The organism is Pyxidicoccus caerfyrddinensis (assembly GCF_010894405.1).
Lineage (GTDB): Bacteria > Myxococcota > Myxococcia > Myxococcales > Myxococcaceae > Myxococcus > Myxococcus caerfyrddinensis.
The window spans coordinates 426,128-446,803 of the sequence record NZ_JAAIYA010000007.1; the positions used below are offsets into that span (position 1 = coordinate 426,128).

Below are 20,676 nucleotides of genomic sequence, written 5' to 3' on the forward strand. Positions count from 1 at the left end.
ATGAAGCCGTCCGTCGCTGCTACCCAAGCGAATACGCTGCTGGAGTTGCTTGAGCAGCGTGCAGAGTCGCGCCGTGAGGCTCCGCTCTTCACCTTCGTCGAGGACGCGCCAGGGGACGAGACGGTCCTCAGCAACGCGGAATTGTTGCGGCGTGCGCAGCGCATCGGTGCGGCGCTGCAGCAGGTGGCGGCGGCCGGCGAGCGCGCGGTGCTGCTCTACCCGCCGGGGCTGGAGTACGTGGCGGGCTTCTTCGGCTGTCTGGCCGCGGGCGTGGTGGCGGTGCCGGCCTATCCGCCAGATCCCACCCGGCTCGAGCGCACGCTGCCGCGCCTGCGCGCCATCATCCAGGACGCCCAGGCCACGGTGGTGCTCACCACCTCGTTCATCCTCTCCATGGGGGAGATGCTCTTCGAGACGGCGCCGGACCTGAAGGCGCTGCGCTGGATGGCCACGGACGAGCTGCCGGAGGGGACGGAGGCGGGCTGGAAGCGGCCGGAGCAGGGGCGCGACTCGCTGGCCTTCCTCCAGTACACGTCAGGGTCCACGGGCACGCCCAAGGGCGTGGAGCTCAGCCATGGCAACCTGCTGCACAACCTGAAGCTCATCCACGGCGCGTTCCGGATGCACGAGGGCAGCTCGGGCGTCATCTGGCTGCCGCCGTACCATGACATGGGGCTCATCGGCGGAATCCTCGGCACGGTGTACGGGGGCTTCTCCACCTCGCTCATGTCGCCGATGACGTTCCTGCGCCGCCCGCTGCGCTGGGTGGAGGAGCTGTCTCGCATCGGGGGCACCATCAGCGGCGGGCCCAACTTCGCCTTCGACCTGTGCGTGCGCAAGACGACCGAGGCCGAGCGGCAGGCGCTGGACCTGAGCCGCTGGGAGGTGGCGTTCTGCGGCGCCGAGCCCATCCGCCCCGAGACGCTCGAGCGCTTCGCCCAGGCCTTCGCATGCAGCGGCTTCCGCCGCGAGGCCTTCTACCCGTGCTACGGCCTGGCCGAGGCCACGCTCATCGTCTCGGGCGGAGACGTGGGCGTGCCCACCGTGCTCCAGCCGCTGGACGTGGAGCGGCTGCGTGAGGGCCGCGTGGTGCCGGCGGAGCCCACGCATCCCAAGGCCCAGACGCTGGTGGGTTGCGGCGTGTCGCTGCAGGACCAGGAGGTGCTCGTCATCCACCCGGAGACGCACGCGCGCTCCGCGCCCGGTGAGGTGGGGGAGATCTGGGTGAAGGGCCCGAGCGTGGCCCGCGGCTACTGGGGCCGCCCCGAGGACACCGTGCGAGACTTCCACGCGCGGACGGCGGATGGCGCGGGGCCCTTCCTGCGCACCGGAGACCACGGCTTCCTGCGCGACGGCCAGCTCTTCGTCACCGGCCGGCTGAAGGACCTCATCATCATCCGCGGGCGCAACCACCACCCGCAGGACATCGAGCTGACGGCGGAGCAGGCGAGCCGCGCGCTGCGGGCCGGGTGCGGCGCGGCGTTCTCGGTGGAGGTGGAGGGCGAGGAGCGGCTGGTGCTGGTGTACGAGGCGGACACGCGCCAGCAGCTGGAGATGGACACGGTGGTGCGGGAGCTGCGCCAGCAGGTGGCGGAGGTTCACGAGCTGCAGCTCCACGCCCTGGCGCTCATCGAGCCCGGCAGCCTGCCCAAGACGTCCAGCGGGAAGATTCAGCGGCGCGCCACCCGCGCGGCGTTTCTGGCCGGAGAGCTGCGCCTCGTGGAGGCGTGGCAGGCGCGGCGGGACGCGGACGCCCCCGCCTCCGGGCAGCCGGCGCCTGCCACCGGGGAGGAAGCGGCCCGGCCCGAGACGCTCGAGGCGCTGGAGCAGTGGCTGCGCACGCGGCTGGCCCAGCGGCTGAAGGTGGCCCCGGAGGAGCTGAAGCGGGACGAGCCGCTCACGCGCTACGGCGTGGACTCGCTGACCGCGGTGGAGGTCACGTACGAGGTGGAGAAGGGGCTGGGCGTGGCCCTGCCCATGGAGGCGCTGCTGAGCGGGCCCTCCCTGGCCGAGCTGGCGCGGCGGCTGTGGCAGGGCGCGCGCACGGACGTGCTGGTGCCGCGGACGGCGGAGGCTCGCGCGCGGCCGCTGCCGCTGTCCTTCGCCCAGCAGCGGCTGTGGTTCCTGGAGCAGCTCGAGCCGGGCAGCCCGCGCTACAACCTCCCCGCCGCCGTGCGGCTGGAGGGCACGCTGGATGCCGCGGCCCTGGAGCGCTGCTTCGCCGAGGTGGTGCGGCGCCACGAGGTGCTGCGCACCACCTTCCTCGCCGGGCAGGAGCAGCCCGTGCAGCACGTGCGGGATGAAGGCACGGTGACGCAGGCGCGCGTGGACCTGAGCGCCCTGCCCGCCCCGGAGCGCGAGGCCGAGGTGCTGCGCCTGGCATACCAGGAGGCGCTGCGCCCCTTCGACCTCGCCCACGGCCCGCTGCTGCGCACCACGCTGCTGCGGCTCTCCGACAGCGAGCACGTGCTGGTGCTGTGCATGCACCACATCGTCTCCGACGGCACATCCATGGGCGTGCTGGTGCGCGAGGTGGCCGGCCTCTACGAGGCCTTCTCGCAGGGCCGGCCCTCACCGCTGCCCGCGCTGCCCGTGCAGTACGCGGACTACACCCTCTGGCAGCGCCAGCGGCTCCAGGGCGAGGTGCTGGACGCCCAGCTCGCGTACTGGAAGCAGCAGCTCGCCGGAGCGCCCGCCCAGCTCGAGCTGCCCACCGACAGGGCCCGTCCGCCCGTGCAGGACTCGCGCGGCGCCAGCCACCCGGTGCGCGTGTCGCGCGAGCAGTGGGAGCGGCTCCAGGCGCTCGCGCTGCGCGAGGGCGTCACGCCCTTCATGCTGCTGCTGGCCGCGTTCCAGACGCTGCTGCACCGCTACTCCGGCCAGGACGACATCAGCATCGGCTCGCCCATCGCCGGCCGCGGCCTCGCCGAGACGCAGGGCCTCATCGGCTTCTTCGTCAACAACCTGGTGCTGCGCACGCAGCTGGGCGGCAACCCCGCCTTCCGCGAGCTGCTCGCGCGGGTGCGTGAGGTGACGCTGGGCGCCTACGCCCACCAGGAGGTGCCCTTCGAGAAGCTGGTGGAGACGCTGCAGCCCGTGCGCGACATGAGCCGCAGCCCCCTCTTCCAGGTGATGCTCATCCTCCACCCGGATCCGCTGCCGGGCTTCCGCCTGCCCGGACTGGCGCTGCGCGGCGTGGAGCTGGAGAGCCACAGCGCCAAGTATGACTTCACCCTGCAGCTCGCGGAGTCGGAGCAGGGACTCGCGGGCTCGCTGGAGTACGCCACCAGCCTGTACGACGCCGCCACCGCGGCCCGTCTGGTGGAGCACCTGGGCGTGTTGCTGGACGGGGTGCTCGCCCACCCCGAGGCGCCCCTGTCCGAGCTGCCCCTGCTGCCCGAGGCCGAGCGCCGCCAGGTGGTGGAGGTGTGGAACCGCGCCCTGCCCGCCCCCGTCGTGGACGTGGCCCTGCACCAGCTCTTCGAGCGCCAGGTGGAGCGCACCCCGGACGCCACCGTGCTCGTCGCGGGCACGCGGCGCCTCACGTACCGCGAGCTCGAGCAGCGCGCCAACCAGCTCGCCTGGCACCTGCGCTCGCTGGGCGTGGGCCCCGGTGTCCCCGTGGCCCTCTGCCTGGAGCGCACCGAGCTGCTCCCGGTGGCCCTCTTCGCCATCCTCAAGGCCGGCGGCGCGTACATGCCGCTGGACCCCACGTACCCCACCCAGCGGCTGGCCTTCACCCTCGAGGACTCGCGCAGCCCGCTGCTGCTCACCCAGCACTCGCTGGTGCCGCTGGCCCGCGAGCTCAACGCCCCCACCCTCGTGCTGCTCGACGAGCCCGCGGCGTTCGAGCAACACCCCGCCACGCGTCCGCCCTGCCTCAACGGGACGGGGGACCTGGCGTACATCCTCTACACCTCCGGCTCCACCGGCCGCCCCAAGGGCGTGGCGCTCGAGCACCGCAGCGCGGTGGCCTTCGTGCGCTGGGCGCTCGACACCTTCACCCCGGCGCAGCTCGCCGGCGTGCTGGCCTCCACCTCCGTCTGCTTCGACCTGTCCGTCTTCGAGCTGTTCGTGCCTCCGGCGTGCGGCGGCTGCGTCTACCTGGCCGACAACGCCCTGGCCCTGCCGTCGCTACCCGCCGTCTCCGAGGTGACGCTCATCAACACCGTGCCCTCGGCCATGGCCGAGCTGGTGCGCCAGCGCGCCGTGCCCCACACGGTGCACACCGTCAACCTGTGCGGCGAGCCCCTCACCGCGCCGCTGGCCCAGGGCATCCACGCCGCCGCCGCGGTGAAGGTGCTCTACAACCTCTACGGCCCCACCGAGGACACCACCTACTCCACCTGGACGGCTGTCGCGCCCGGCGAGACGGCGACGCCGCACATCGGCCGCCCGCTGCCCGGCACCCAGGCCTACGTGCTCGACGCGCGGCTGCGGCCGGTGCCCATCGGCGTGCCCGGGGAGCTGTACCTGGGCGGCCTGGGCCTGGCCCGTGGCTACTTCGGCCGCCCCGACCTCACCGCCGAGCGCTTCGTGCCGGATGCGTTCTCCCCCACGCCGGGCGCGCGCCTCTACCGCACCGGTGACCGGGTGTACTGGCGCGCCGATGGCCAGCTCGAGTTCCTGGGCCGCATCGACTTCCAGGTGAAGCTGCGCGGCTTCCGCATCGAGCTGGGCGAGGTGGAGTCCGTGCTCCTCCAGCACCCCTCCGTGCGGTCCGTCGTGGCCATGGCACGCGAGGACGTGCCGGGCGACAAGCGCCTCGTGGTCTACGTGGTGCCCCAGGACGGGCAGGTGCTGGACGTGGCCGCCCTGCGCTCCTTCCTCAAGGAGAAGCTGCCCGAGTACATGGTGCCCTCGGCCTTCGTGCCGATGGCGGCCTTCCCGCAGACGCCCAACGGCAAGGTGGACCGCAAGCAACTGCCCGTGCCCGAGGGCTCCGGACTCGTCCCGAGCCACGAGTACACGCCGCCGCGCACCGCCACCGAGGAGCTGCTGGCCACCCTCTGGGCTCAGGTGCTGCAAGTGCCGCGCGTGGGCCGCCAGGACGACTTCTTCTCCCTGGGTGGCCACTCGCTGCTGGCCACCCAGGTGGCCTCGCGCATCCGCTCCGCCTTCGGCGTGGAGCTGCCCCTGCGCGCCCTCTTCGAGGCCCCCACCCTCGAGGCACTCGCCACGCGCCTGGACGCCGCCCGCCAGGGCCAGGCCTCCGGTCTGCCGGCCCCGCGCCGCATGGAGCGCTCGGGCCCGCCGCCCCTGTCCTTCGCCCAGCAGCGGCTGTGGTTCCTCGACCAGCTCACCCCGGGCACCGCCACCTACAACATGCCCGCCGCCGTGCGGCTGCAGGGTCCCCTGGACGCCCCGGCCCTCCAGCGGAGCTTCGATGAGCTGGTGCGCCGCCACGAGCCGCTGCGCACCTCCTTCCGCTCCGAGGGGAGCCAGCCCGTCCAGGTCATCGCGCCCGCGGCCCCTCGGCCCCTCGCCGTGGTGGACCTGACGGAGCTGCCCGAGGAGCAGCGCGAGGCCGAGGCCCTCCGCCTCGCCCGCGAGGAAGCGCAAGCCCCCTTCGAGCTGTCCACCGGTCCGCTGCTGCGCACCACGCTGCTGCGGCTCTCCGGCACCGAGCACGTGCTGCTGCTCAACATGCACCACTCCGTCTCCGACGGCTGGTCCCTGGGCGTGCTGGTGCGGGAGCTGGCGGCCCTCTACGAGGCCTTCCGCCAGGGCCAGGCCTCGCCCCTGCCCGAGCTGCCCCTGCAGTACGCGGACTACGCCCTCTGGCAGCGCGAGTGGCTCCAGGGCGAGGTGCTCGACGCCCAGCTCGCGTACTGGAAGCAGCAGCTCGCCGGGGCGTCCATGGCCCTGGAGCTGCCCGGCGACAGGCCCCGCCCCGCGGTGCTCTCCTCGCGCGGTGCCAGCGTCCCCGTGGTGCTGCCACGGGAGCTGATGGAGTCCGTGAAGGCCCTCTGCCAGCGCGAGGGCGTCACGCCCTTCATGGTGCTGCTGGCCTCCTTCCAGACGCTGCTCGCGCGCTACTCCGGCCAGGACGACATCAGCGTTGGCACGCCCATCGCCAACCGCCGCCACGCCGGGCTCGAGGGCCTCATCGGCTTCTTCGCCAACACCCTCGTGCTGCGCTCGCGCCTCTCCGCGGGCGGCTCCTTCCGCGCGCTGCTGGCCCAGGTGCGCGAGACGACGCTCGGCGCCTACGAGCACCAGGACGTGCCCTTCGAGAAGCTGGTGGACGAGCTCCAGCCCGTGCGCGACCTCAGCCGCACCCCGCTCTTCCAGGTCATGTTCTCCCTGCAGGACGCGCTCGTTCCCACCCTGCGCGAGGCGGCACTGTCCCTGACGCCCCTCCCGGTGGACACCGGCGTGGCCAAGTTCGAGCTCACCCTGGACGTGGGCTTCCTCGCCGATGGCGGGCTCGCGGGCGGCCTGGCGTACAACACCGACCTGTTCGACGAGAGCACCGCCACGCGCCTGGTGCAGCACCTGCGGGTGCTGCTGGAGGCCGTGGTGGCCCGGCCCGAGGCCCCGCTCGACAGCCTCTCGCTGCTCACCACTGAGGAGCGCCACCTGCTCCTCGGTGAATGGAGCGGCGGCGCGCCCTCCGGCCTCACCCACGACACCCTCGCCCACGAAATCGTGGCCGCGGTGGCCTCGCGCACTCCGGACGCGCTGGCCGTGGTGTGCGGCTCACGCTCGCTCACCTATGGCGAGCTGTCGCGCCAGTCCCGTCAGCTCGCGCACCACCTGCGCTCGCTGGGCGTGGGCCCCGAGGTGCGCGTCGCCCTGTGCATGGAGCGCTCGACCGACCTGGTCGTGGCGCTGCTCGCCATCCTCGAGGCCGGCGGCGCCTACGTGCCGCTGGACCCGGCCTACCCGCGCGAGCGGCTGGCCCTGCTGCTGGAGGACTCGCGGCCCCGCGCCGTCGTGACTCGCGGCGCCCTGCTCGACCTCTTCCCGTCCGCCGCGTGCCCCGTGGTGTGCGTGGACACCGACGCGGAGGCCATCGCCGCGTGCGCCGCCGGGCCGCTTGCCCCCGCGCAGTCGCCCGACACCGCCGCCTACGTCATCTACACCTCCGGCTCCACCGGCCGGCCCAAGGGCGTGGTGGTCAGCCACCGCAACCTCGTGCACTCCACGCGGGCGCGCAACGCGCACTACGGCGCTCCGCCCTCGGCCTACCTGCTGCTGTCCTCCATCGCCTTCGACAGCTCCGTGGCGGGTGTCTTCTGGAGCCTGTGCGAGGGTGGCACCCTGGTGCTGCCCGAGGGTGACACGCAGCAGGACCTGCACGCCCTCACGGCGCTCATCGCCCGCGAGCGCGTCTCGCACCTGCTCACCGTGCCGTCCTTCTACCGGGTGCTGTTGGAGCAGGCCCGGCCCGGAGAGCTGGGCACGCTGCGCGCGGCCATCGTCGCTGGTGAGTCGTGCCCGGCCGAGCTGGTGGAGCACCACCACGCCCTGCTGCCCGAGGCCGGGCTGCACAACGAGTACGGCCCCACCGAGGGCAGCGTGTGGGCCACCGTGCACCGCTTCGCCGCCAGCGGCCCGTCGTCGCCCCGCGTGTCCATCGGCCGCCCCATCCGCGATGTCCGCGTGTACGTGCTGGACGAGGCGCTGCGGCCCGTGCCCGTGGGCGTGCCCGGCCACCTCCACATCGGCGGCGCCGGCATCACCCGCGGCTACCTGGACGCGCCCGAGCTCACCGCCGAGCGCTTCATCCCGGACCTCTTCAGCGCCCGGCCCGGACAGCGCCTCTACCGCACGGGCGACCGGGTGCGCTTCCTGGCCGATGGCTCGCTCGACTTCCTGGGCCGCATCGACTCCCAGGTGAAGCTGCGCGGCTTCCGCATCGAGCTGGGTGAGGTGGAGTCCGCCCTGCTGCGCCACCCCGCGGTGCGCGAGGCGGCGGCCGTGGTGCGCGAGGACGCTCCGGGCGACAAGCGCCTGGTGGCCTACGTCGTGGCGCGCGAGGGCCAGTCCGTGGAGTCCTCCGCGCTGCGCTCGCTGCTGAAGGAGACGCTGCCCGAGTACATGGTGCCCTCGGCCTTCGTCCCGCTGGAGGCCCTGCCCCTCAACCCCAACGGCAAGCTGGACCGGAAGGCGCTGCCCGCCCCCGCCGCCACGCACCTGGCCTCTGGCCGTGCCTTCGTGGCGCCGCGCAACGACGTGGAGGAGCGGCTGGCCTCCATCTGGAGCGCCCTGCTCGGCGTGCCCCGCGTGGGCGTGCACGACAACTTCTTCGAGCTGGGCGGCGACTCCATCATCAGCCTCCAGGTGGTGGCCCGCGCCCGTCAGGCCGGACTGCTCCTGTCCGCGAGGGAGCTCTTCCAGCACCAGACCATCGCCGGGCTCGCCCCGATGGCGCGGACGGCCGCTCCCGTGGAGGCCGCCTCGCAGGGCCCCGTCTCCGGCCCTGTGCCCCTCACCCCCATCCAGCTCCACCTGCTGCATCACGACGCGGAGCACGCCCACCACTTCAACCAGTCCGTGCTGCTGCGGGCCCGCCAGCCCCTCCAGGCCCCGCTGCTGCGGCAGGCCCTCCAGGCCCTCGTCGCGCACCACGACGCGCTCCGCCTGCACCTGACGCGGGACGGCGACACGTGGCACCAGGAGCACGCCGCCCCCGAGCAGCTCTCCGTGCCGCTGCACGTGCACGACCTCTCCGCGCTGCCCGCCCATGAGCGGCCCGCGGCCCTGAGGGACGAGGCCTCGCGCCTGCAAGCCTCCTTCCGTCTCTCCGAGGCGCCGCTGCTGCGCGCCGCCCTCTTCCTCTCCGGCGAGGGCCAGCCCCAGCAGCTCTTCCTCTGCCTCCACCACCTCGTCGTCGACGCCGTCTCCTGGCGCGTGCTGATGGAGGACCTCGAGTCCGTCTACCAGCAGCTGGCCCAGGGTCGGCCGGTGGCGCTGCCGCCCAAGAGCACCTCCTTCCAGGCGTGGGCGCGGCACCTGGAGTCCATCGCCCGCTCCGAAGCGCTCGCCGCCGAGGCGCCGCTGTGGATGGAGCCCGCCCAGCGGCAACTCCCCGGACTGCCGCTCGACACCTTCGGCATCAACACCCGCGCCTCCGAGCGTGCCGTCTCCGTCCAGCTCGAGCAGGACGAGACGCGCCTGCTGCTGCAGGAGACGCCCGCCGCCTGGCGCGCCCGCCTCGATGACGTCCTGCTGACGGCGCTCGCGCAGACGCTCGGCGAGTGGACCGGACACGCCGAGATGCTCGTGGACCTCGAGGGCCATGGCCGCCAGGAGCAGCTCGCCGAAGGCGTGGACCTCTCGCGCACCGTGGGCTGGTTCACCTCCGTGGCCCCCGTGCTGCTGCGGGTGCCCGCCCAGGGCACTCCGGGCGAGGGCCTGCGCTCCGTGCGCGACTCGCTGCGCCGCCTGCCACACCACGGCATCGGCTTCGGGCTCCTTCAGTGGATGGGCCCGGACGCCATCGCCCGGCCCCTGCGCGCGCTGCCCGCCGCCCCCGTCCTCTTCAACTACCTGGGCCAGCTCGACACGTCCGCCGCCGCCAGCGCCCTCTTCATCCTCACCGACGAGGACACCGGCCCCCACGCCGCGCCCGCGGGCACGCGCGACCACCTGCTGGAGGTGATTGGCTCTGTCCTCGGCGGGCGCCTGCGCCTGGCCTTCCGCTACAGCGAGCACCTGCACTCGGCCGCCACCATCGAGCGGCTCGCGGGGCGCTTCCTCCAGCACCTGCGCACCCTCATCTCCTCGCGCCACTCCGAGGACGCCCGCCGCCTCTCCCCGGGCGACTTCCCCCTGGCCCGCATCACGCCCTCCGCCCTCCAGTCGCTGCTGGCCGTCACCGGCCCGGAGCTCGAGGACCTCTACCCCGTCTCCCCGCTGCAGCACGGCCTGCTCTTCCACTGGATGCTGTCGCCCGGCTCCGACGTGTACCTGGAGCAGATGGCCTGGACGATGGAGGGACGGCTGGACCTGGAGTCCTTCCGCGCGGCGTGGCAGGCCAGCCTGGATGGCCACCCCATCCTGCGCACCAGCTTCCACTGGGAGGGGCTGGAGTTCCCCCTCCAGGCCGTGCACCCGCGCGCCACGCTGCCCTTCGAGACGCTCGACTGGCGTGGCGTGCCCGCCGCCGAGCAGCAGGCCCGCTTCCAGCAACTCCTCGAGGAGGACCGGCGGCGCGGGTTCGATCCACGCCGGGCGCCCCTCATGCGCCTCACGGCCGTGCGCCTGGGCGAGCACACCCACCGCTTCCTCTGGAACCACCACCACCTGCTGCTGGATGGCTGGAGCCTCGGCCTCATCTTCCAGGACGTGCTGGCCCACTACGAGGCCGCCCTCTCCGGCGGCGCGGCCCGGCTCGACTCGCGCCCGCCCTTCCGCGACTACATCGCCTGGCTGGAGCGGCGCGAGGCGTCCGCCGACGAGAGCTTCTGGCGCTCCGCGCTCGCCGGCTTCACCGCGCCCACGCCCCTACCGGGCGACACCCATGCCGCCCCCCCCGCGGGGCAGACGCCTACCCTGCACTCCCACGAGCAGGAGCTGGGCGCCGAGGCCACCGCCGCCCTGATGGCCTTCTCGCGCCAGCACCAGGTCACCCTCAACACGCTGGTGCTCGCCGCGTGGGCCATCGTCCTCTCGCGCTACAGCGGCCAGCGCGAGGTGGTCTTCGGCACCACCGTCTCCGGCCGTCCTCCCGAGCTGCCCGGCTCGGGCGCCATGGTGGGCGTCTTCATCAACTCGCTCCCCACCCGCGTCCGGCTGCCCTCGGACGCCTCGCCGCTGCTGCCCTGGCTCCAGTCCTTCCAGGAGCAGCTCGCCGAGCTGCGCCAGCACGACTTCGCCTCCCTGGTGGACATCCAGTCCTGGAGCCAGGTGCCCCGCGGCACCCCGCTCTTCGAGTCGCTGCTCGTCGTGGAGAACTTCCCCCTCGACGCGGCCCTGCTGAAGCACAAGGCCTCGCTGGACATCCGCGACGTGCTGACGCACGAGCGCGCCAACTACCCGCTCGCCCTCGCCGTCGTCCCCGGCGAGCGCCTGCGGCTGGGCCTGTCCCATGACGAGCCGCGCCTGCGCCGCGACGACATGCGGCGGCTGCTCGCGCACTGGCGCACCGCGCTCGAGGGCCTGGTGGCCCACCCGCGCGCAACGCTGGGTGCGCTCTCCCTGCTGTCCGACGCCGAGCGCCAGCAGATTCTGGGCGCGTGGAGCCGCACGCCGGGCAACCAGACAGAGCAGCTCGCCCACCACCTCTTCGAGGAGCAGGTGCGCCGCGCGCCCAACGCCCCCGCGGTGAGTGCCGGTTCCGAGACGCTCACCTACGGCGAGCTCAACGAGCGCGCCAACCAGCTCGCGCGCCACCTGCGCCGGGTGGGCGTGGGCCCCGAGGTGCGAGTCACCGTGTTCCTCGAGCGCTCCGTGGAGCGCGTGGTGGCCATGCTGGCCATCCTCAAGGCCGGCGGCGCCTGGCTGGCGTTGGACCCCACGCTGCCCGAGGAGCGCCTCGCGTACATCACCTCGGATGCGCTGACCCCGGTGCTCCTCACGCACTCGTCGCTGGAGCACCTGCTCGACAGGCGCGGCTACGTCTTCCTCATGGACGAGCACTGGGAGCGCGTGGAGCGCGAGTCCGAAGAGGACCTGGACACCCACGTGGTGGCCAGCAGCCTCGCGTACATCATCTACACCTCGGGCAGCACCGGCCGGCCCAAGGGCACGCTGCTCACGCACGGCGGCCTGGCCAACACCGCGCGGCAGGTGGCCGTGGCCCACGGCTACCGGCCCGACAGCCGGGTGCTCCAGTTCGCCAGCGTCGGCTTCGACGCCTCCGTGTGCGAGGTGTTCTCCACGCTGGTGGCCGGGGCGTGCCTGTGCATCGCGAGCCAGGAGCAGCTCATGCCCAGCGAGCCCCTGCGCTCGCTGCTGGAGGCGCAGTCCATCACCGCGGTGACGCTGACGCCGTCGGTGCTGGCGCAGCTGGAGCCGGAGGGCCTGGCGAAGCTGGAGACCGTCATCTCCGCGGGCGAGGCGTGCACGCCGGAGCTGGCGCGGCGCTGGTCGTCCGGGCGGACGCTGCTCAACGCCTACGGCCCGACGGAAGTCACCATCTGCGCCACCGTGAGCGGGCCGGTGCGGCCCGAGCAGCTCGGCATTGGCCGGGCCCTGCCCAACGTGCAGGTGTACGTGCTGGACGAGGCGCTGCGGCCGGTGCCCGTGGGCGTGGCCGGAGAGCTGTACGTGGGCGGCTCGGGCGTGGCCCGTGGCTACCTGGGTCAGCCGGCGCTGACGGCGGAGCGCTTCGTCCCCCATCCCTTCAGCACGGAGCCGGGAGCCCGGCTCTACCGCACCGGAGACGAGGTGCGGTGGATGGCGGACGGGGAGCTGGAGTTCCTCGGCCGGCGCGACGAGCAGGTGAAGCTGCGCGGCTTCCGCATCGAGCTGGGCGAAATCGAGTCCGTGCTCTGCGAGCACCCGGCGGTGGCGCAGGCCGTGGTGGCGCTGCGCGAAGACGCGCCGGGTGACAAGCGGCTGGTGGCCTACGTGGTGCCGCGCTCCGGCGAGCAGGTGGAGCCGCAGGCGCTGCGCGCCGCCCTGCTGTCGCGGCTGCCCGACTACATGGTGCCCGCGGCCTTCGTCCCCCTGGAGTCGCTGCCGCTGACGACGAGCGGCAAGGTGGACCGCAAGGCCCTGGCCGCCCTGGAGGGCGCGCACACCGCGGCGGCGTCCGAGTACGTGGCCCCGCGCACGGATACCGAGCGGCGGCTGGCCGCCATCTGGAGCGAGCTGCTGGCCGTGGAGCAGGTGGGGCTGCACGACGAGTTCATGGCCCTCGGCGGCCACTCGCTGCTGGCCACCCAGGTCATGGCCCGCATCCGCGCCGGCTTCGGCGTGGAGCTGCCCCTGCGCGTCCTCTTCGAGGCCGCCACCCTGGAGAAGCTGGCCGCGCAGCTCGAGGCCGCCATCGCCAGTGGCTCGCCGGGGCCACGACTGCCGCCCCTCGAGCGCGCCTCGCGCGAGCAGCCGCTGCCGCTGTCCTTCGCCCAGCAGCGGCTGTGGTTCCTCGAGCAGCTCGAGCCCGGTCGCTCCACCTACAACATGCCCGCGGCCATCCGCGTGGAGGGCCCGCTCGACGTGGCGGCCCTGGAGCGCTGCCTCGAGGAGCTGGTGCGCCGCCATGAGGTGCTGCGCACCACCTACCGCACCCAGGGAGGTGAGGCCGTCCAGGTCATCGGCGCGCCCACGGCCCGGACCCTGAACCGGGTGGACCTCAGCGCGCTGCCCGCCGCCACGCGCGAGGCCGAGGCCCTGCGCATGGTCCGCGAGGAGAGCGAGCGGCCCTTCGACCTGGCCACGGGCCCGCTGCTGCTCACCACCCTGCTGAAGCTGACGGACACCGAGCACCTGCTGGTGGTCGTCATGCACCACATCGTCTCGGACGGGTGGACCATCACCGTGCTCATCCGCGAGATGAGCGCCCTGTACGCGGCCTTCGTCCAGGGACAGCCCTCTCCGCTGCCCGAGCTGCCGGTGCAGTACGCCGACTACGCGGTGTGGCAGCGCCAGTGGCTGGTGGGCGAGGAGCTGGAGCGCCAGCTCGCGTATTGGCAGCAGCAGCTCGCCGGCGCCCCGCCGGTGCTGGAGCTGCCCACCGACAGGCCCCGTCCCCCGGTCCAGTCGTTCCGCGGCACCTCCTTCCCGCTGGCCTTCTCCCAGGAGCTGTCCACCGGGCTCAAGGCGCTCGCCCAGCGCGAGGGCGTCACCCCCTTCATGCTCGTGCTGGCCGTGTTCCAGGTGCTGCTGCACCGCTACTCCGGCCAGGACGATGTCAGCGTCGGCTCGCCCATCGCCGGCCGCCGCCTCGCGGAGCTCGAGGGACTCGCCGGCTTCTTCGTCAACTCGCTCGTCCTGCGCACCCGCATGGAGGGCAACCCCTCCTTCCGCGAGCTGCTGCGCCAGGTCCGTGAGACGACGCTGGGAGCCTACGCCCACCAGGACATCCCATTCGAGAAGCTGGTGGAGCAGTTCCAGCCCGAGCGCAACCTCAGCCACACCCCCCTCTTCCAGGTGTGGTTCATGCTGGGCGAGCCCCGGCTGGCGGACTTCCGCACCGGGGACCTGAGGATGCACGTGCTGGACGGCGCCAGCACCGTGGCCAAGTTCGACCTGGCGCTCTTCCTCACGGACTACCCCGAGGGGATTGCCGGCACCTTCGACTACAACACCGACCTCTTCGACGAGAGCACCCTGGTGCGCATGACCGGGCACCTGAGGATGCTGCTGGAGGGCGTGGTGGCCTCGCTGGACACCCGCGTGTCCGAGCTGCCCCTGCAGACCGAGAGCGAGCGCCAGCAGGTGCTCGTCGAGTGGAACCAGGCCCGGCGCGAGCTGCCCGAGCCCGCGCTCGTCCACCGCCTCTTCGAGGAGCAGGTCCGCCGCAATCCCAACGCCCCCGCGGTGAGCTTCGGTGCCGAGACGCTCAGCTACGGCGAGCTCAACGCCCGCGCCAACCAGCTCGCGCGCCACCTGCGCCGGCTGGGCGTGGGCCCCGAGCTGCTCGTGGCCCTGTGCCTGGAGCGCTCGCCCGAGCTCATCGTGGCCATGCTCGCCACCGTCAAGGCCGGCGGCGCCTGGCTGGCGTTGGACCCCACCCTGCCCGAGGAGCGCCTCGCGTACATCACCTCGGATGCGCTGGCCCCGGTGCTCCTCACGCACTCGTCGCTGGAGCACCTGCTCGACCGGCGTGGCTTCGTCTTCCTCATGGACGAGCACTGGGAGCGCGTGGAGCGTGAGTCCGAGGAGGACCTGGACACCACGCTCACCGCGGACAACCTCGCCTACGTCATCTACACCTCGGGCAGCACCGGCCGTCCCAAGGGCACGCTGCTGCAGCAGCGGGGCCTGACCAACACCGCCCTGCAGACCCTGGACTTCATGGACCTGGGGCCGGGCCGTCGGCTGCTCCAGTTCTTCTCCATCAGCTTCGATGCCTCGGTGTCGGAGGTCTTCCCCGCGCTGCTGTCCGGGGCGTGCCTCGTCATGGCCTCGCGCGAGGAGCTGATGCCCGGGGCCCCGCTGCTCAAGGTGGTGCAGGAGCAGTCCATCACCACGATGAAGCTCACCCCGTCGGTGCTGGCGCAGCTGGAGCCCGAGAGCCTGCGAGGCGTCCAGACGCTCGTCTCCGCCGGAGAGGCGTGCACGCCCGAGCTCGTCGCGCGCTGGAAGCCGGGGCGGCGCTTCGTCAACGCCTATGGCCCCACGGAGACCACCGTGTGCGCCGCCGTCAACACGGACGTGGACCCCCGGCACGTCACCCTGGGCCGCCCCTTCCACAACGTGAAGACGTACGTGCTGGACGCGGGCCTCAGGCCCGTCCCCGTGGGCGTGCCCGGCGAGCTCTACATCGGCGGCGTGGGCCTGGCCCGTGGCTACCACGGCCGCCCCGAGCTCACCGCCGAGCGCTTCGTGCCGAATCCATTCTCCGCCGAGCCGGGGGCCCGCCTCTACCGCACGGGTGACAAGGTGCGCTGGCTGGTCCAAGGCGAGCTCGAGTACCTGGGCCGCGTCGACTTCCAGGTGAAGCTGCGCGGCTTCCGCATCGAGCCGGGTGAGGTGGAGTCCGTGCTGCTCCAGCACCCCCTGGTGCGCGAGGCCGTGGTGGTGGTGCGCGAGGACGTGCCCGGCCGCAAGCGACTGGTGGCCTACGTGGTGGCGCGCGAGGGCCAGGAGGCCGACACCTCCGCCCTGCGCTCCGCCCTGGCGGGCAAGTTGCCCGAGTACATGGTGCCGGCCGCCATCGTCTCGCTGGAGGCCCTGCCCCTCAACTCCAGCGGCAAGGTGGACAGGAAGGCCCTGCCCGCGCCGGAAGCCACGGCCGGCGAGGGGCAGTCCACCCACGTCGCCCCTCGCGACGACATCGAGCAGCGCCTGGCCGACATCTGGGCGCAGGTGCTCGGCATCCCGAAGGTGGGCGTGCACGACAACTTCTTCACCCTCGGAGGCGACTCCATCATCAGCCTCCAGGTGGTGGCCCGCGCCCGTCAGGCCGGCCTCGTGCTCGCCCCGAGGGACCTCTTCCAGCACCAGACGGTGGCCCAGCTGGCGCAGGTGGTGAAGACCGCCTCCGCGTCCACCGCGGAGCAGGGCCCCATCACCGGCCCGGTGCCCCTCACCCCCATCCAGCGCTACCTGCTGGACCACGACGCGGAGCACGCCCACCACTTCAACCAGTCCGTGCTGCTGGCCACCCGCTCGCCGCTGGAGGCCTCGCGGTTGGAGGACACGCTGCGCCACCTGCTCGGCCACCACGACGCCCTGCGCCTGCGCCTGCGTCAGGTGGACGGCGAGTGGCGGCAGGACAACATGGGGCCGGAGGAGCTCTCCTTCCAGCTCCTCCAGGTGGACCTCTCCTCGCTCCCCGCCGACCAGCGCGCCGCGGCGCTCGAGGCCGAGGCCACCCGCCTCCAGGCCAGCTTCGTCCTGTCGGAGCCGCCCCTGCTGCGCGCCGCCCTCTTCCACCTCGGAGAGGGACAGCAGCGCCTGCTGCTCGCCGTCCATCACCTGTCGGTGGACGCCGTCTCCTGGCGCGTGCTGCTGGAGGACCTGGAGTCCACCTACCTCCAGCTGGAGCAGGGCCAGCGGGTGACGCTCCCGGCCCGGAGCACCTCCTTCCAGGCCTGGGCCCGCCGCCTGGAGTCCCATGCCCGCTCGCCGGCCCTGGAGGCCGAGGCGCCTCTCTGGCTGGACGAGGCCCGCCAGCACGTGGCGCCCCTGCCCACCGACGCCACCGGCCCCAATACCCGCGCCTCCGAGCACTCCGTCTCCGTCTCCCTGGAGACCGAGGAGACGAAGCTGCTGCTGCAGGAGGTCCCCTCCGCCTGGCGCGCGCACATCACCGAGGTGCTGCTGACGGCGCTCGCCCAGTCCCTGACCGAGTGGACCGGACAGTCCCACGTCCTCGTCGACCTGGAGGGCCACGGCCGCGAGGAGCTCTTCCCGGACGTGGACCTCAGCCGCACCGTCGGCTGGTTCACCAGCCTGACGCCGGTGCTGCTGCCGGTGCCCTCCGGGAGCTCCACGGGAGACGGCCTGCGCGCCGTGCGTGACTCGCTGCGCCGCCTGCCCCACCACGGCCTCGGCGCCGGTCTGCTGCGATGGATGGGGCCCGACGAGACGGCCCGACGACTGCAAGCGCTCCCCGCCGCGCAGGTGGCCTTCAACTACCTGGGGCAGCTCGATGCCACCGTGGCCTCGAGCCGCTTCTTCTCGCTGGCGGACGAGCCCATTGGCCCCCTCACCGCCCCCTCCGGCACGCGCTTCCACCCGCTGGAGGTGAATGGCTCCGTCCTCGGCGGGTGCCTGCGGGTGTCCTTCGGCTACAGCACCCACCTGCACTCGGCCGCCACCATCGACCGGCTCGCGCGGCGCTTCCTCCACCACCTGCGCACGCTCATCTCCGCGCGCCACTCCGAGGACGCCCGCCGCTTCACCCCGAGCGACTTCCCCCTGGCCCCGCTCACCCAGCCGGCGCTCGACGCGCTGCTGCAGCGGACCGGGCCGGACGTCCAGGACATCTACCCGCTCTCCCCCATGCAGCAGGGCATGCTCTTCCACGCACTGCTGGCTCCCGAGTCGGGCGCGTACTTCGAGCAGCTCTCGTGGACGGTGCGCGGCGGCCTGGACCTGAAGGCCTTCCTCCAGGCGTGGGAGACGTGCCTCGGGCGCCACCCCATCCTCCGCTCCTCCTTCCACTGGGAAGCGCTGGAGACGCCGCTCCAGGTGGTGCACGCGCACGCGGCGCTGCCCTTCGAGATGCTGGACTGGCGCGAGCTGACGGCGTCCGCGCAGCAGGCCCGCTTCGAGCAACTGCTGGGCGAGGAGAAGCAGCGCGGCTTCGACCTGAACCGCGCCCCGCTCACGCGCCTGACGGCGGCGCGGCTGACCGGGGACACCTGGCGCTTCCTCTGGAGCCACCACCACCTGCTGGTGGACGGCTGGAGCCTCGGCGTGCTCATCGGCGAGGTGTTCTCCCTCTACGACACGCTGCGCGCCGGCGGCTCGCCGCCGCCCGTGTCCCCGCCTCCCTTCCGCGACTACATCGCCTGGCTGCAGCGGCGCGACACCCAGGCGGACACCGCCTGGTGGCGCTCGTACCTGGAGGGCTTCTCCGCGCCCACGCCGCTGCCCGCCGACACGCGCGCCGCGCCGCTCGCGGGAGTGTCCCCCACCCCGCACACGCTGGAGCTGGAGCTGTCCCGCGAGGCCACCGCGGCGCTCCAGGCCTTCGCCCGCCAGCACCAGCTCACCTCGCACACGCTCGCGCTGGCCGCCTGGGCCCTCGTCCTCTCACGCTACAGCGGCGAGCAGGACGTGCTCTTCGGCAACACCGTCGCCGGCAGGCCCGCGGAGCTTCCCGGCGCCGAGTCCATGGTGGGCCTCTTCATCAACTCGCTGCCCACCCGCGTGCGGATTCCTTCCGCCACCTCGCCCCTGCTGCCCTGGCTCCAGGCGCTGCAGGCCACCCAGCTCGAGCAGCGCCAGTACGAGCACACCCCGCTCGTCCACATCCAGTCCGCCAGCACCCTGCCCCGCGGCACGCCGCTCTTCGAGTCGCTCGTCGTCTTCGAGAACTACCCGCTCGACACCTCCGTGCTGTCGTCCCCCTCGCTGAAGGTGGAGGACGTGCAGGGCTTCGAGGCCACCAACTACCCGCTCACGCTGTCCGTGCTCCCGGGCGAGGCGCTGCGCCTGCGCGCCGTCTACGATTCGCCCCGCTTCGAGCGCGGCGGCATGGAGCGGGTGCTGGGCCACTGGCGCAGGGCGCTCGAGGGACTGGCGGCTTCCGGCACCCGGTGCCTGGAAGACGTCACGCTGCACTCCGAGGCCGAGCGCCGCCAGGTGGTGGTGGAGTGGAACCAGACGCGCACCGACTTCCCGGGCGAGTCCTGCATCCACCACCTCTTCGAGCAGCAGGTGGCCCTGCGCCCCGAGGCCATCGCCCTGGAGTTCGGTGAGCAGCGCCTCACCTACCGGGAGCTGGACGCCCGCGCCAACCAGCTCGCGCACCTGCTGCGCGCGCACGGCGTCGGGCCGGATGACCTCGTCGCGCTCTGCCTGGAGCGCTCCGTGGAGCTCATCGTCTCGCTCCTCGCCATCCTCAAGGCGGGCGGGGCCTACCTGCCGCTGGACGCCTCCTACCCGGCGGAGCGCCTGGCCTTCATGCTGGAGGATGCGCCCCCCCGGCTGCTGCTCACCTCGCGCGCGCTGAGCACCCAGCTCCCCGTCTCCGCGCAGCTCCCCTGCATGATGGTGGAGGAGCTGGCGCTGGAGGGCCAGCCCACCACGGCACCGGACTCGGGCGTCGGCTCGCGCAACCTGGCCTACGTGGACTTCACCTCGGGCAGCACCGGCCGGCCCAAGGGCGTCGCCATCGAGCACCGCTCCGTCATGCGGCTGTTCCACGGCAGCCACTACGCCCACCTGGGCCCCGAGGAGACGTTCCTCCTCATCGCCCCCATCTCCTTCGACGCCTCCACGCTCGAGGTGTGGGGTCCGCTGCTCTTCGGCGGACGCCTCGTCGTCTTCCCGCCCCAGTCCCCCAGCGACCTGGAGCTGCTCACCCAGGTGCTCACGCGGCACCAGGTGACGACGCTCCACCTCACCGCGGGCCTCTTCTCGCAGATGGTGGACCTGAAGCTGGAGGGCCTGAAGGGCGTGCGCCAGTTGCTCACCGGCGGCGACGTGGTCTCCGCGCCGCACGTGCGCCGGGTGCTGGAGGAGCTGCGCATCCCCATCACCGCCTGCTACGGCCCCACCGAGAGCACGCTCTTCACCTCCTGCTTCCGGATGACGCGGTCCGAGCAGGTGGGGAGCGCCGTGCCCATCGGCTCGCCCATCGCCAACACACAGGTGTATCTGCTGGACGCCGCCTTCCAGCCAGTGCCCGTGGGCGTGCCCGGGGAGCTGTACATCGGCGGCGAGGGCCTGGCGCGCGGCTACCTGTCGCGTCCGGACCTCACGGCCGAGCGCTTCGTCCCCGATACCTTCTCCAGCGAGCCCGGCGCCCGCCTCTACCGCACTGGAGACCTGGCGCGCTGGAGGCCGGACGGGGTGCTGGAGTTCCTCGGCCGCCTGGACAACCAGGTGAAGGTGCGCGGCTACCGCATCGAGCTGGCCGAGGTGGAAGCGACGCTGCTGCGCCACGCCTCGGTGCGCGAGGCCGTGGCGGTGGTGCGCGAGGACGCGCCCGGCGACAAGCGCCTGGTGGTCTACGCCGTGCCGGCTCCCGGCCAGCGGCTCGACATCGCCGCGCTGCGCGCCTTCCTGCAGGGGCACCTGCCCGAGTACATGGTGCCCTCGGCGATTGTGGAGCTGGAGGCCCTCCCGCTCACGGCCAACGCCAAGGTGGACAGGAAGGCCCTCCCCGCTCCGGAGGGCTCGCGCTCGCAGGCGGCCACGTACGTCGCCCCGCGCGACGAGATGGAGCAGGAGGTCGCCCGACTCTGGAGCGAGGTGCTCGGGGTGGAGCGCGTGGGCGTCCACGACGACTTCCTGTCGCTGGGCGGCCACTCGCTGCTGGCCACGCGGCTCGTCTCGCGCGTGCGGCAGGCCTTCCAGGTGGAGCTGCCCCTCAAGGACTTCTTCGCGGCGCCCACCGTGGAGAAGCTCTCCCTGCGTCTGCTCGAGGCCATGGCCCAG

The 20,676-nt window shown here is 73.0% G+C and carries 1 protein-coding gene (running past one end of the window); it reads left to right on the plus strand.

The window, feature by feature from the left end:
* Positions 1-20,676: the 5' portion of a non-ribosomal peptide synthase/polyketide synthase gene (locus G4D86_RS19470; protein ID WP_163995472.1), read on the plus strand. The gene runs 120 nt beyond the window's last position; only the first 20,676 of its 20,796 coding nucleotides appear in the window; the start codon lies at positions 1-3; the stop codon falls past the right edge of the window.